We start from the raw sequence: 13,321 nt of genomic DNA, 5'->3' as shown, positions 1-13,321 counted from the left end.
TTCCTCAATCTCAACTTCTGGGTAAAAACAGGGTGAAGCGGGCGCCACCCAGGGGAGATTGATCTATTTGCCACTGGCCTTGGTAGCTCTGCAGCAGATCTTTGACTATCGCCAGTCCTATGCCATGGCCTTGTTGGTAGTTATCGGCTCTGACACCGCGCTCGAACAGCTGGGTTTTCTGCTGCTCTGTAATGCCTGGGCCATCGTCTTCGATGCAGAGGTTCAGCCCTTTTTCGCTAACCCAGGTTTTGAGGGCGACCTTGCTGTTTGCTGCCTTGCAGGCGTTATCCAATAGATTGCCGAGGAGTTCGGCCAGGTCGGCTTCATCACCGTAAAACAGGGCATTTGTTGCCAGGTCAGCCTCAAACTCCAGTACCTTGTCCGCATAAATCTTGCCAAGGGTTCGCAGCAGTTTGTCGGCCACGATTTTGCTGTTCACCCCTTGGTGCCAAGCGCCGCTGCCGGCACTTTGGGCTCGCTTCAACTGGTGCCCTATGCTGGCGTTAATTTGGCTGATGGGCTCTTGGGCATCGCTCGGCAAAGACTTGAGGCTTTGCAGTACCGCCAGCGGCGTTTTCAGGCTATGGGCCAGATCCGACAGGGCGTTGCGATAACGTTGGCGTTGGCGCTGCTCGTTGCTTATCAGGGCATTGAGCTGGGTCGCGACCTGTTGCAGCTCCTTGGGATAGTCGCTGCCGAGATGTTGCCGTTTGCCTTGCTCAACCGCTTCGAGCTCGGCGCGAAAGCGCGCCAGTGGTTTGAGTGTCCACCAGAGCCAGCCACCTTGTACCAGTAACAGGAACAGCATCAATAGTCCCAGGTATTGCCAGAGCTGGCGGCTGAAGGCGCCTTGGGTTTGCTCAAAGCCGGTCTGATCTTTGATGATGTGTACGGTAAAGGGAATATCCCGGCCGTTATCCGATGCCGAGGCAAAGCTGGCGCTGAAGCTGTAACTGAAGTGAGGCTTGCCCAGGAGAAGCATTTCGCCAAAGCGGCCTTCTCCGAGTGGTGGGCTTGGAAGCTTGCCCGGAGGCGGCATACCGATAAAGGAAGGCGAATGCCATACCAGTTTGCCTTGGCTGCTGACCAGGGCGTAGAGCCCGGATTGATCTATGTTGAACTGTTTGTCCTGTAATTGATCCGGCAGAACCAGTTCGCCCTGTTCCACTTCTGCCAATGCCAATACTCCATAAAGGGCGGCGCTGAGTTCATCTTTTACCGCGTGGGTCAATTGGGCACGAAAGGCATCGCTCAGGGTCACGCCGATAAGCGGCAAGAGTACCAGATTCAACAGCAGGGCGCTGATCACCAGCCGGCCCTTGAGTGAACCGGGCAAAAGCCTGGCAGGCAAGGGCTTCATCAGGGGTTTTCTCTGACAGGAAGCGCGTTGAGGCGATAACCCTGACCACGCAGGGTTTCAATAAGCCCAAGCGTGCCCTCGGGATCCAGCTTCTTGCGCAAACGGCGAATAAATACCTCAATCACATTGGAGTCCAGATCAAAGTCCTGATCATAGATGTGCTCGATAAGCAGACTCTTGGAAGTGACTTCTCCCTGATGCAGCATCAGATACTCGAGCAATTTGTATTCGGAGGCGCTGAGGCTGACGTTGTGTTTGCCGAGTCGCACTTCACCGCTGCTGGTATTCAGGGTGACAGGGCCACTTTGCAGCAAGGGGCTGGCCTTACCGGCGCTGCGGCGGATTAAAGCCTTGATCCTGGCGGTGAGTTCCATGGGGTGAAAGGGTTTGGTGAGGTAGTCATCACCGCCGGCATCCAAGCCTTCCACCTTGTCTTGCCAGCCATCTCTGGCGGTGAGGATCAGCACAGGGTAATCCAGTCCCTTGGCACGCATCTGTTCAATCAGTGCTATGCCGCTGAGTTTGGGCAGGCCGATATCGATAATGGCGGCATCATAGGGATATTCTGCCGCCAGAAACAGGCCTTCTTCGCCGTCTGACGCCGTATCCAGATTGAAACCTGCCTCTTGCAGATGCTGTTTTAAGTTGGCCTGTAAGGCGGCATCATCTTCTACCAATAACAGTCGCATAAGCTGTTTCCTGTCAGTTTGCCTGCAGGCGGCCGCTGTGGGCATCCACAGAGACATAGACAATTCGGCCGCTGTCCTGCAGCAGTTTGACCCGATAACCCGGGTTGCCGTTGACCTTCACAGACTGCACCCTGAGTACCTTACCGCCATAAGCCTGCTTCACCAGTCTGGCGGCTTCATCGCCGCTGCGGACTTTCAGCTTGGCCTCCTGGCCCTGAGTCGTTCGTTCCGGCTTGGCAAAGGGGCCGGCATGCAGGGGCTGAGCGAAAGCCAGCGACAGCAATAGCATGCTTGCCGCGATAATTCCGCTTGAGTGATAAGCTTGATGCTTGATTTTACTGCCCCTTTTCATGGTTTTGCCCTTTTGGAAACACTTGGCCCAGTGTAAAAGATCCCCGCGGTGGATGAAATAGCCAGCCGGGTCTTCACTCTCTATCTGTCTTACCCCGGTTTTCGCTCTGGCCCGGTCAGTTGTACTCCTTCCAAGATGAACATCGGCTGACAGAAACCGTTCATCTCATGTTCACCCAGGCTGACTTTTAATAATGCTAAGGAAGGTGCGAATAAGTCCTCGTGGCACTCTGGCTTGCACAGCAATTGGCGTTCAAGGCATCTGACTGAAGGCATGCCGGGGCCTGTCGAAGTCGGATAACGCAGAGAGCCGGTTGCTGTGAAAGCCCCGAAGGGCGTGGCTTACAGACCTGCCTGCTATGTTGTGCTTCTTGCAAAGGACTAGGGCCATTTGCTGCGAACCACGCCTTGCATCCAGGCCTGTAAGCCGACGCAGAGCACACATGGGACTTGTTCGCACCTTCCCTAAGTCAAATAACCCGGATAAGCGCAAGAAGCGCCCTGTGGAGAAGCACTATGAAATTATTATCTTACACTGTATTTAGCCTGTTGCTGTTTTTGGCTCTGTTTTGGGGGGCGCCTGCAGCCTATGCCAAGGAGCCTGTCGGCGGACAAGCCTCAATCGGCCAAAAAGCGCAGCAACCAAGCGATGAACAGGATAGCTCAGGCGCCGAGCTACGGGCGGCACAACACAGGCAGTTGCTCAAGCAACTGCAGCTGGAGTGGCAATCTACCGGAGCTCAAGTTTCCGGTGAGCGCATGACCCGCGAGCAGATGATTGCCAAGAAACAGAAACTGCCCGAGAGCCAAGCCGCGCCGCAGCGGATGGTTTCCATGGCGGCCCACAGCTATTATCATGAGTTCAGCTTTTATGAGGCGGCCAGCTACCTTTATGACGATTATGACTCTGATGGCTTTTATCGCAGCTTTGCGGTGCGCTTCGATGCCGATGTTTACGGCAATGATCCGGCCGAGTCTGTGCCGGTTTATGCCGAGCTTTATCTAAGCCGCAACGGCGGTGACTGGGAGCATTACTACAGCACTGAGGTGTTCTACATTCAGGGAGACAGTACCTAGGATGACTTTGAAGTGCTCACCACGTTGGAGAGCGGCTATCCCAGCGATCACTATGATGTGCTGATCGATCTCTATGAACCCGGCTACAGTGACATAGTGGCGACCATAAGTTCTTATGAAAGCAATAGCCTATATGCCTTGCCGCTGGAAAGTCGCGAATGGGACAGAGATGATGGCGCGACCGTGATAGTCGATGCCGGCGGCAGCCTGTCAGTGGTGGCGCTCGTAAGTCTGGTACTGCTTGGCGGCTTGCGTTACAGACGCGGCCGAGTTGCCCCCTGAAATCACAAAATTTAACTACACAGGCCGGGGTCTCCCCCGGCCTGCTTCTTTCCGGGTTCCCAACGGGGGCCGGAATGGGTCAACAAGGTTTACTCCTGTTGGCCTTTTATTTAGAGGCTTGCAGGATCACAAACTTACCATTGGAGGCTATGGTCTTGCAGTTGCCGAACAGGCGCTTGAGCTTGATGTGGTAGCCCAGGTGACGGTTGCCGACCACATGCAGTATGCCGCCGTTCACCAGACGCCGTCTGGCATCGAGGAACATCTGCCAGGCAATATGATCTGTGATGGCCTCTCCCTGATGAAACGGCGGGTTACAGAGCACCAGATCCGGTGCGACGCCGGCGCTCAAATGACTCAGACAGTCGTCCCAATAGAAGTGGCCGCGTTCGGCTTCAAAGCCATTGCCCTGCCAGTTGAGCCGGGCACTTTCCACGGCCATCTCTGAGTCATCGACAAAGTGAATGCTCGCCTCGGGATAACGCTTGGCCGCCGCCAGCCCCAAAACGCCATTGCCGCAGCCCAGGTCCACCACAGAGCTAAACTCACCTTCGGGGAGGTTGGCCAACATTAAACGGGCGCCGATATCCAGTTTGCCGGCGGCAAATACATTGCTGAGATTACAGATATTGAGGCCGAATTCGCCAAGGGGCCACTCGCTGGGGGCAGGCAATTCGCGTGCCTGGCCATCGGCGAAGGCGGTTATCACCCGGGTCTTTTTCCATGCCAGACTGGCGCTGGCCTGGCCCAGATGTTTGCCAATCAGGGCCAACAAGGCTTGATTGATGGATTTGGCCTTGGCGCCAATCAACACCCGGGTACCGGCGGGAAGCATATTGGCCAGCAGGGTCAGCTGCCAGGCAAAAAAGTTGAGGTTCTTGGGCAGCTTCAGCAATATGGTATCGGGTACACAAGCAGGCATTTCCCGACTGTTTAGCCAGTGAATGTCGGCAGTGCTGAGATGGTTTTTCTCAAGATTCTGTCGAGCGCCAAGGTGAGACGTGCGGGCATCCGAGCTCCAGTGAACCTTTGCATCGGGATAACGTCGGCGAATGGCGCACAGCAGGGCACCAAAGCTGTCGTTGATAATAAGCACAGATTGAGGTGCCTCTTCCTCGGCGAGCTGTTTGAGCAGGTGTTCATCGGCGGCATCCCAGGCCTGGAGGTTGGATTCCTGCTCTTCGGGATAGCGGTGCAGAGTGAGCTGAATATCAGCGGCTGAGAACTGGCTGGTCATATAACTGGGCTTAAAGGACGAATTTGCGCGGATTATCGCAAATACTGGCGCTCAAGGCGATATTTGCGAAAATCTGCCTTGGTCATTATCTAATAGAGAAGGCTTAAGCCCGGCAATAAGCCACAGAGAAACAATGCCATGAAGTTCAAAGGTGAGTTCAAATATGAGTTCAAAAGAGATACAGCAGTCGCTGTTTGCGCTTGAGCCTGGGTCATCTGCTGAGTCGGCAACAGGCGTGCAACGGTTTGAGCAGCCGCCTATGTTGCTGGTGCGCGGTTATCTCAATCCAGCACAGCAGGATGCCATTTGGCGCGAGGCGGAGCATTATCCTCTGACTCGCCCCGAGCTTGAGATATTCGGTAAGCGTCACGCCATTCCCCGTACTCAGGTGTGGTTTGGCGATCACGGCTGTGATTATCGCTACTCAGGGTTATTGGTTCGGGCGCTTCCCTGGCCCAAATATCTGTTACGGCTAAGGCAAAAGCTGGATCGGGACTGGCAGCTTGGCAGCAACGGCGTGCTGGTAAACCGTTATGCCGATGGCCGCGACGCCATGGGTTGGCACAGCGACGATGAACCTGAGCTGGCAGAGGGGGCCGATATCGCGTCAATCAGTCTGGGCGCCGGGCGCGATTTTGATTTGAGACACAAGCAAAGCGGCGAGAAGCTGCGGCTGAGGCTTAACTCGGGCGATCTCTTGTTGATGCGCTGGCCGATGCAGCAGGAGTGGCAACATGCTTTGCCAAGAAGGCTGAAACTCACAGAGCCCAGGCTCAATCTCACCTATCGGCGGCTCAAACCGGGTTTTCATCCTCCTGGTGGTTGAAAATTGTCGGATTGATCTTTGTTCGCCGACGCAGTAACCTGCCGCCAATCCCAACAGCTTATATCAGGTTTTACCATGTCCGTTGCCCAGACCATAGAGCAGAAGTTGCGCCTCGCCCTGACGCCGAGTCATATAGAAGTCATCAACGAGAGCCACAATCACCATGTGCCGCCTAATTCAGAGACGCACTTCAAGGTGATCATTGTCAGTGAAGCCTTTAATGGCAAGCGTCTGCTGGCTCGCCATAGAGAAGTGAACCAGGCATTGGCGGAAGAACTGGCCAATGGCGTGCACGCTCTGTCCATGCATACTTATACTCAGGCCGAATGGGATGCTCAAAGCGCCGTGCCTGAGTCGCCCAAGTGCCGTGGTTAAAAGTCCTGGCTTGATAAACCGCCTCCAGGGGCTGCATTTGTGTTTTGGCGCTGTAATAATAGCGCTTTGAGACACGAAACCATTTAACAGTGCAAGCCAGCTTGCCATCCAAGGGAGAATACCCATGCCATTGTTAGACAGCTTTACCGTGGACCATACCAAGATGGAGGCACCGGCAGTGCGGGTGGCCAAGACCATGAGCACACCAAAGGGCGATACCATTACGGTATTTGACCTGCGTTTTTGCGCGCCCAACAAGGATATTCTCAGCGAGCGTGGCATTCATACTCTGGAACACCTGTTTGCCGGCTTTATGCGCGATCACCTCAATGGTGACGGAGTGGAGATCATAGATATTTCGCCCATGGGTTGCCGCACCGGCTTTTATATGAGCCTTATCGGGACACCGGCAGAAGGCCGGGTTGCCGATGCCTGGTTGGCAGCCATGGAAGATGTGCTCAAGGTACAAGATCAAAAGGCTATTCCTGAGCTGAACGAATACCAGTGCGGTACCTATCAGATGCATTCTCTGGAGCAGGCGCAGGATATTGCCCGCAATATTATTGCCGCCGGTGTCAGCGTTAACCGCAACGACGATCTCAAGTTGAGTGAGGAACTGCTGAAGCAGCTCTAATCCCACCCGGCTTACCTCGCTCAATCAAGCGGCTTGATAATTACTCAAGTCGCTTTTTTTTTGTCCGCAAATCAGTTAGTTTACAAAAATATAACATCAAATGTGCGGTAACTGCTGATAGGGGATTGGGATATGAGTCAGAGGCGTGGCTTGCTTAAGGTGAGTGCAGTGGCCGGTTTGGTGAGCGGGAGTTTGGCCGGGCCGTGGGCGCACGCTTCCGAACCTTTGGCTGCTGACCATCCGGCTTTTGAGCCCGCAGCAATCAATGCCATGTACTATGACTCGGCCGAGCGGCAATTGACCGCCGGTGGCGAGCTTATCCCAACCTTGCCGGGCAGTTTCAGTATCCGCGGCGCCGGTGGCAGCGGCCATTCCGGAATGGCTATTATCGAAGACAGGGTCAATCTGGCGCCGGCACCTTATTCTGCACCTTATCTGTGGCAACTGCCGGATCCCGATACCCTGGTTGCCAGCTCGGCCAATGCCGCCGGTAGCTTGCTCTATGGCGGTAGCGGCAGTTTTGGTGTTTTGGAAACGCAAAGCCTGGGGTTGCATGATACTCCGGGCAAGAGTGTGCGGCTTCAGGGCAATGAGGATAAAGGTTGGGGCGCCGAGGGCCGCGGTCTGATTGATGCCGATGACTATAAGGTATTGCTGCAGGCGAGCCACAGGCGCCAGCAACCCTGGCAGGAGCCGAGAAGCGCCGAGCAGGGGCAAGACGACAGCCAGACCAAGGTCCTTTTCAAGATAGCGGCCAACAGCTTGCCGGGTGCCCGCAGTCGGCAACATACTGAATTCAAGTATCAGTATTCACAGCAGCGGCAGTTTTTGCCGGGAATGGGGCTGACGGCTGCCGATTGGCAACTGAATCCTGAGTTAGTGTATGGCGCTGCCACGCAGGATAGACTCAAGAGCCGCAGCCACAGATATCAGCTGTCACACCGCGTTGAGCCTACTGCCGGTTCCCGGGTGTTTACCGAGCTTTACTACCATAGCCATCACAGCTCGCAGTTGCAGATGAGTTTTGCCAATGGCGCCTTTATTCAAGGTGACGTGCTTGAGCAATTGGCGGCCTTGGATGCCGCTGCTATCGGCGTGGTTTCATTGGTCGACTTTCGCCGTGATGATGACTTCGAGGCGATGGGGATCCAGACTCAGGCCATTACTCAATATGGTCGCCACAAGGTGAGTTACAGTGCCCGCTGGCACAGAGACAAGGCCGAGCTGGCACCCGGCCTGGGGAGTTGGTTATGGCAGGATGGACTACTGAGTGATACTGCGCAGAGTCTGAGTATCAGAATTGATGACAAGGCCAGTGTCTGGAGCTCGGCGGTGACGGCTGAGCTCAACTGGTCGGCCGTGACTCTGGAGCTCGGCGTCGGCTATGAAGATGTCAGCTTGGAGCGCAGTAGCGAAACAGTGCCGCTTTCAGCCGCGGACTTCTCCGAAAGTGAATGGTTACCCACGGCCAAGCTCAGTTGGCGCGGGGAGGCACTGAGCCTGTTCATCAGTGCCGGCAGGGCCTGGGCGGCGGCGAGCCCCGGCAACCAGGGGCAAAGCTCCCAGCAAGCCTGGCAATATGAACTCGGTGGCCGCTTTGAGTCAGGTAGGCTGAAAAGTGCACTGAGCCTGTACCAGCGAGACTTCGACAATCTGCATTTTGATTGCACGGCAAATAGCTTCTGCGACCCAGCGCTGCGCCTCAATCAATACAATCTCGGAGAAGTGGATGTCAAAGGCGCCGAACTGGCGCTCAACTACAGCCTGGACTCAGGCACTGTCAATTGGCCCATGGGGCTCAAGTACCATTACACCCAAGCCAAGGCGCAGCACTCGGGTTGTCTTATGCTGAGCGGACCTTGCCTGATGGCCGATAAGCAGTTGCCCTGGTTGCCCGAGCATGCCTTGAGTCTTCATCTTGGGTTGGAGTGGGACGGCTTTAAGGCCAGGGCTCTGGGTATATATCGTTCAGAAGTGGCAAGCCTTACCCCTCAGGTGACGGCAAAGGACAGCATGCAACTGGATCTGCTACTGAGTTATGACTTCAACTCAAAACATCAGCTCTATTTTCGCGCCGAAGATCTGCTCGATGACGCGAGCCCGTTACGTGAAGATGACACCGGCTTATTGGCAAGTGTTGGCAGACGTTTACAGCTGGGCTATCGGATAAAATTTTGAAGCAGAGCCTCCCCGGTAAGGCCGGGGAGGTGAAATAAGTATTTTCGACTATTTGGTTGATTAATTCTTTAAAAATGAAAAGTATAACTTTATGAGTCAGGACAAAATCCTGCCTTTCGCCCGCTTGTCGCTATCTCCGCTTGTTCAACTCCGCTCGATTCTCTCTTGGTCGCTTTGAAAGCAGGTTAAAACACTACAATTTTCGTGGCGATAGCGTTGCAATTGGGGTAAAATGCGCGCGACCAGCGTGATTGCGATCGCATTTCTGTGATAAATCTGCGCTAGCTCAACGCTCGATTTTTTGTGTGAGAGTCGGGGGTTAGCAGGAACGCGGCGCATTGTCTTTCCTTCAAAACGTAGTGCATGTGGATATGATTACAATTAAGAAAGGATTGGATTTGCCTCTAGCAGGCGGACCAAAGCAAGTTATCCATGATGGCCCAGCCATTAAACACGTAGCTACTTTGGGTGAAGAGTATATTGGCTTACGTCCAACGATGAAGATCAAAGTGGGCGATAAAGTGCAAAAAGGTCAGGTGATTTTTGAAGATAAAAAGAATCCTGGCGTCAAATATACGGCTTTGGCCAGTGGCACAATATTAGAAATCAACCGCGGCGCCAAACGTGTTCTGCAGTCAGTCGTCATAGAGATCGAAGGGGACGAAGCCGTCTCTTTTGCCAAGTATGATGCCCAGGCTCTGGATACTCTGGAACCGCAGCAGGTTCGCGACAATCTGATTGAATCAGGTATGTGGACCGCATTGCGCACCCGTCCTTTCAGTAAGGTGCCGGCAGTGGATGCGACAGCAGCGGCTATCTTCGTGACAGCCATGGACACCCAGCCACTGGCAGGTGACCCTCAAGTTGTTATCGCTGAGCATAAAGACGATTTCGTCAACGGCCTAAAAGTACTGGCCCGACTGACAGACAAAGTCTTCGTCTGTAAAGCACCAGGAGCAGACATTCCAGCGGGCAATGCCCAAGTGGAAGAGTTTGCCGGTCCCCATCCAGCGGGTCTGCCTGGAACTCATATCCACTTCTTGATGCCTGCCTCTGCCCGTCGCAGCGTATGGTACCTGGGTTACCAGGACGTCATCGCGATAGGTCAGCTGTTTACCACAGGTGAACTGAACAACCAGCGCGTTGTGGCCATCACTGGCCCTAAAGCCAAGAACCCTCGCTTGGTACGCACTCTGCTGGGTGCCAGCACTCAGGCCCTGACCCAAGACGAAGCCGATGGCCAAGTTCGGGTTATCTCAGGTTCTGTGCTCAACGGCCGTACTGCAACAGGTCCCCATGCTTATATGGGACGCTACTTCCAGCAGTTGACCCTGATTGAAGAAGGCACAGAGAAAGAGTTCTTCGGTTGGGTAATGCCTGGAGCCGATAAGTTCTCCATTACCCGTGCTTTCCTGGGGCACTTGAGTCCTTCCCGTCTGTTCAATATGACCAGCAGTACCGGTGGTTCCGAGCGGGCCATGGTGCCTATCGGCAACTATGAGCGGGTGATGCCTCTGGATATTCTGCCCACTATGTTGCTGCGTGATCTGATCTCCGGTGATACCGATGGCGCCGTGGCATTGGGTGCGCTGGAGCTGGATGAAGAAGACCTGGCACTGTGTACTTTCGTATGTCCCGGTAAGTATGACTATGGTTCATACCTGCGTGACTGCTTGGAGACCGTCGAGAGGGAAGGCTTATGAGCTTGAAAGATTTTCTTGAGCGTATTGAACCGCAATTTGAAAAGGGCGGTAAATACGAGAAGTGGTATGCGCTCTATGAAGCCGCAGCGACCATTTTTTACACCCCGGGTAAAGTGAACAAGGGCAAGACCCATGTGCGCGATAACCTGGATCTGAAACGTATGATGATTACCGTCTGGGCCTGTACTTTCCCCGCCATGTTTGTCGGGATGTACAACGTGGGTCTGCAGGCGCAAATCGCCCTGGCCGCCGGCTTCGGTACTCCCGATGTTTGGCAGGTGGGTCTGTTTGAACTCTTCGGTACTCAGCTGACAGCCGATTCCGGCTGGGCCACCTTGATGTGGTATGGCGCCTGTTTCTTCCTGCCTATATATGCCGTGACCTTCGCGGTCGGTGGTATCTGGGAAGTGCTGTTCGCCTCGGTTCGTGGCCATGAAGTCAACGAAGGCTTCTTCGTGACCTCAGTGCTGTTTGCCCTGACGCTGCCTGCAACTATCCCATTGTGGATGGTGGCACTGGGTATCAGCTTCGGTGTGGTTGTCGCCAAGGAGGTGTTCGGTGGTACCGGACGTAACTTCCTCAACCCAGCACTGGCCGGTCGTGCCTTCCTGTTCTTTGCCTATCCGTTGAACATGTCCGGTGACAACTCCTGGGTGGTTGCCGACGGTTTCTCCGGCGCCACTGCGCTGAGCCAAGCGGCTTCAGGTACCCTGGACTATGCCTTCAACCAGAACTGGTGGGATGCCTTCTTCGGCTTTATTCCTGGTTCTGTCGGTGAAGTTTCCACTCTGGCTATCCTGCTCGGTGGTCTGGTTATCATCTATACCCGTATCGCTTCCTGGCGCATCGTCGGCGGCGTGATGGTTGGTATGATTGCCGTGTCACTGCTGCTGAACCTGGTCGGTTCTGAAACCAACCCCATGTTCGCCATGCCTTGGTACTGGCACCTGGTTCTGGGTGGATTTGCCTTCGGTATGATGTTTATGGCCACTGACCCTGTGTCGGCTTCCTTCACCAACCAGGCCAAATGGGCTTACGGTATCCTGATAGGTGCCATGGCAGTGTTTATCCGTGTTATCAACCCTGCATTCCCAGAGGGCATGATGCTGGCGATTCTGTTTGCCAACCTGTTTGCGCCACTGTTTGACCATTTTGTAGTCCAGGCAAACATCAAGCGGAGGATTGCTCGTGGCTAGTAATAAGGATTCGTTCGGAAGAACGCTATTTGTCGTCGTTGGCCTGTGTCTTATCTGCTCGATTTTCGTATCGACCGCAGCAGTACTGCTCAAGCCAACCCAGCAGGAAAACAAACTGCTGGATAAGCAGAAGTTTATTCTGGAAGCCGCCAACCTGATCGACACCAAATCCGGCAAGGTCAGCAAAGATGTGGTTCTGGAAACTTACAAAAAGTATGTTGAAGCCAAGGTTATCGAGCTGAAAACCGGTGACGAAGTGACCGATATCAACGGCGATACCTATGATCAACAGAAAGCCTCTCGTGATCCAGCCACCTCTGTGGTGCCTGAGCATGACATTGCTTCGGTTAAGCGGATTGCCAAAAATGCCGTGGTTTATCTGGTGCGTGATGATGCCGGTAAAGTGACCAGCGTGATCCTGCCGGTTCATGGCTATGGCCTGTGGTCTACCATGTACGCCTTCCTGGCGCTGGAACCGGACATGAACACCATCCAGAACCTGGTTTATTACAACCAAGGTGAAACCCCTGGACTGGGCGGCGAAGTTGAAAACCCAAGCTGGAAAGCCAAATGGCAGGGCAAGAAGCTGTTTGACGAGCAGGGCAACATAGCTATCACAGTGACTAAAAACCCAGCCGTAGCCGAGACAGACCATGGTGTTGATGCCTTGTCCGGCGCGACCCTGACCAGTAATGGTGTTCAGCACTCGCTGACATTCTGGCTGGGCGATGAAGGTTTTGCTCGCTTTATTGAAAAAGCACGCAATGGAGGATTGAGCTAATGGCCGACAGTAAAGAACTCAAACAGGTTCTCACCGGACCTATAGTCAGCAATAACCCTATTGCGCTGCAGATCCTCGGGGTATGTAGTGCCCTGGCGGTAACCAGTAAGCTGGAAACCGCATTGGTGATGACCATAGCACTGACGGCGGTAACAGCGTTTTCCAACCTGTTTATCTCCATCATACGTAACCATATTCCTGCCAGCGTGCGGATTATTGTGCAGATGACCATTATTGCCTCGCTGGTAATCGTGGTGGATCAGGTGCTGCAGGCATACGCCTACGACATCTCCAAACAGCTGTCGGTATTCGTTGGTTTGATTATTACCAACTGTATCGTGATGGGCCGTGCCGAGGCCTATGCGATGAAGACGCCACCACTGATGAGCTTTATGGATGGTATAGGTAACGGCCTGGGTTATGGTCTGGTGCTGATGAGCGTAGGTTTCGTCCGTGAACTCTTTGGTAACGGTTCGCTGTTTGGTGTTGAGATACTCTCCAAAATCTCAGACGGTGGCTGGTATCAGCCCAACGGCCTGTTACTGCTGCCGCCAAGTGCCTTCTTCCTGATCGGTATTCTGATTTGGATAATCCGCACTTATAAGCCAGAGCAAGTAGAAGCAAAAGGGTAA

Annotated in this window: 12 protein-coding genes and 1 pseudogene; 9 read left to right on the top strand and 4 right to left on the bottom strand. The window is 54.1% G+C overall.

The genetic code is table 11. The features are described from left to right. Positions 1-10: 10 nt before the first annotated feature. Genes HCX89_RS15275 through HCX89_RS15265 form a run of 3 tightly spaced genes read right to left on the bottom strand, consistent with a single transcriptional unit; the run spans position 11 to position 2,401 of the window. Complete coding sequence (locus HCX89_RS15275; RefSeq protein ID WP_101058198.1) at positions 11-1,360, bottom strand: ATP-binding protein; 1,350 nt, start codon at positions 1,358-1,360, stop codon at positions 11-13. Continuing rightward, complete coding sequence (locus HCX89_RS15270; protein ID WP_107005929.1) at positions 1,360-2,049, bottom strand: response regulator transcription factor; 690 nt, start codon at positions 2,047-2,049, stop codon at positions 1,360-1,362. The genes HCX89_RS15275 and HCX89_RS15270 overlap by 1 nt, the downstream gene beginning before the upstream one ends. A 13-nt stretch (positions 2,050-2,062) precedes the next feature. Next, positions 2,063-2,401 (bottom strand): PepSY domain-containing protein, encoded by a 339-nt coding sequence (locus HCX89_RS15265; RefSeq protein WP_240647801.1) that lies wholly within the window; start codon positions 2,399-2,401, stop codon positions 2,063-2,065. Positions 2,402-2,916: 515 nt separating this feature from the next. Here HCX89_RS15265 and HCX89_RS23105 point away from each other — a divergent pair. Beyond that, positions 2,917-3,759 (top strand): annotated as a pseudogene (locus HCX89_RS23105) (choice-of-anchor H family protein). A 106-nt stretch (positions 3,760-3,865) separates the two neighbouring features. On the opposite strand, the gene HCX89_RS15250 reads toward HCX89_RS23105, so the two are convergent. Next, entirely contained in the window at positions 3,866-4,996 is a 1,131-nt protein-coding gene (locus HCX89_RS15250) for a methyltransferase (RefSeq protein WP_167716580.1), read from the bottom strand. Between the two features lie 163 nt (positions 4,997-5,159). Here HCX89_RS15250 and HCX89_RS15245 point away from each other — a divergent pair, with 163 nt between their 5' ends. The 8 genes from HCX89_RS15245 to HCX89_RS15210 all read left to right on the top strand — a co-directional run bounded on the left by HCX89_RS15245 (position 5,160) and on the right by HCX89_RS15210 (position 13,321). Continuing rightward, positions 5,160-5,822, top strand: a complete 663-nt coding sequence (locus HCX89_RS15245; RefSeq protein WP_123116760.1) for an alpha-ketoglutarate-dependent dioxygenase AlkB — start codon at positions 5,160-5,162, stop codon at positions 5,820-5,822. Between the two features lie 75 nt (positions 5,823-5,897). Further along, positions 5,898-6,197: a BolA family transcriptional regulator gene (locus HCX89_RS15240; protein ID WP_062793928.1), complete on the top strand. Its 300-nt coding sequence runs from the start codon at positions 5,898-5,900 to the stop codon at positions 6,195-6,197. Positions 6,198-6,321: 124 nt separating this feature from the next. Then, a complete protein-coding gene (gene luxS / locus HCX89_RS15235; RefSeq protein ID WP_025011876.1) occupies positions 6,322-6,831 on the top strand; it encodes an S-ribosylhomocysteine lyase in 510 nt (169 codons plus the stop codon). Positions 6,832-6,963: 132 nt separating this feature from the next. After that, positions 6,964-9,009 (top strand): TonB-dependent receptor, encoded by a 2,046-nt coding sequence (locus tag HCX89_RS15230; RefSeq protein ID WP_167716578.1) that lies wholly within the window; start codon positions 6,964-6,966, stop codon positions 9,007-9,009. A 371-nt stretch (positions 9,010-9,380) separates the two neighbouring features. Further along, entirely contained in the window at positions 9,381-10,712 is a 1,332-nt protein-coding gene (locus tag HCX89_RS15225) for a Na(+)-translocating NADH-quinone reductase subunit A (RefSeq protein WP_044735907.1), read from the top strand. Beyond that, complete coding sequence (locus tag HCX89_RS15220) at positions 10,709-11,908, top strand: NADH:ubiquinone reductase (Na(+)-transporting) subunit B (RefSeq protein ID WP_096140833.1); 1,200 nt, start codon at positions 10,709-10,711, stop codon at positions 11,906-11,908. Before HCX89_RS15225 ends, HCX89_RS15220 begins: the two co-directional genes overlap by 4 nt. After that, the gene (locus HCX89_RS15215) at positions 11,901-12,689 is read left to right on the top strand and encodes a Na(+)-translocating NADH-quinone reductase subunit C (protein ID WP_025011873.1); all 789 of its coding nucleotides are present in this window, start codon (positions 11,901-11,903) and stop codon (positions 12,687-12,689) included. Before HCX89_RS15220 ends, HCX89_RS15215 begins: the two co-directional genes overlap by 8 nt. Continuing rightward, positions 12,689-13,321, top strand: a complete 633-nt coding sequence (locus tag HCX89_RS15210) for an NADH:ubiquinone reductase (Na(+)-transporting) subunit D (protein WP_025011872.1) — start codon at positions 12,689-12,691, stop codon at positions 13,319-13,321. Before HCX89_RS15215 ends, HCX89_RS15210 begins: the two co-directional genes overlap by 1 nt.

Source organism: Shewanella sp. Iso12, assembly GCF_012030025.1.
In the GTDB taxonomy this organism is placed as follows: domain Bacteria; phylum Pseudomonadota; class Gammaproteobacteria; order Enterobacterales; family Shewanellaceae; genus Shewanella; species Shewanella algae.
Note: the sequence above shows the minus strand (reverse complement) of the source record. Positions and strands in the feature narration are given on the sequence as shown.

Coding starts and splice junctions, on each gene's coding strand:
- HCX89_RS15225 (WP_044735907.1), top strand. CDS start 9,381: ATGATTACAATTAAGAAAGGATTGGATTTGCCTCTAGCAGGCGGACCA.
- HCX89_RS15220 (WP_096140833.1), top strand. CDS start 10,709: ATGAGCTTGAAAGATTTTCTTGAGCGTATTGAACCGCAATTTGAAAAG.
- HCX89_RS15210 (WP_025011872.1), top strand. CDS start 12,689: ATGGCCGACAGTAAAGAACTCAAACAGGTTCTCACCGGACCTATAGTC.
- HCX89_RS15230 (WP_167716578.1), top strand. CDS start 6,964: ATGAGTCAGAGGCGTGGCTTGCTTAAGGTGAGTGCAGTGGCCGGTTTG.
- HCX89_RS15250 (WP_167716580.1), bottom strand. CDS start 4,996: ATGACCAGCCAGTTCTCAGCCGCTGATATTCAGCTCACTCTGCACCGC.
- HCX89_RS15270 (WP_107005929.1), bottom strand. CDS start 2,049: ATGCGACTGTTATTGGTAGAAGATGATGCCGCCTTACAGGCCAACTTA.
- HCX89_RS15275 (WP_101058198.1), bottom strand. CDS start 1,360: ATGAAGCCCTTGCCTGCCAGGCTTTTGCCCGGTTCACTCAAGGGCCGG.
- HCX89_RS15265 (WP_240647801.1), bottom strand. CDS start 2,401: ATGAAAAGGGGCAGTAAAATCAAGCATCAAGCTTATCACTCAAGCGGA.
- HCX89_RS15245 (WP_123116760.1), top strand. CDS start 5,160: ATGAGTTCAAAAGAGATACAGCAGTCGCTGTTTGCGCTTGAGCCTGGG.
- HCX89_RS15240 (WP_062793928.1), top strand. CDS start 5,898: ATGTCCGTTGCCCAGACCATAGAGCAGAAGTTGCGCCTCGCCCTGACG.
- luxS (WP_025011876.1), top strand. CDS start 6,322: ATGCCATTGTTAGACAGCTTTACCGTGGACCATACCAAGATGGAGGCA.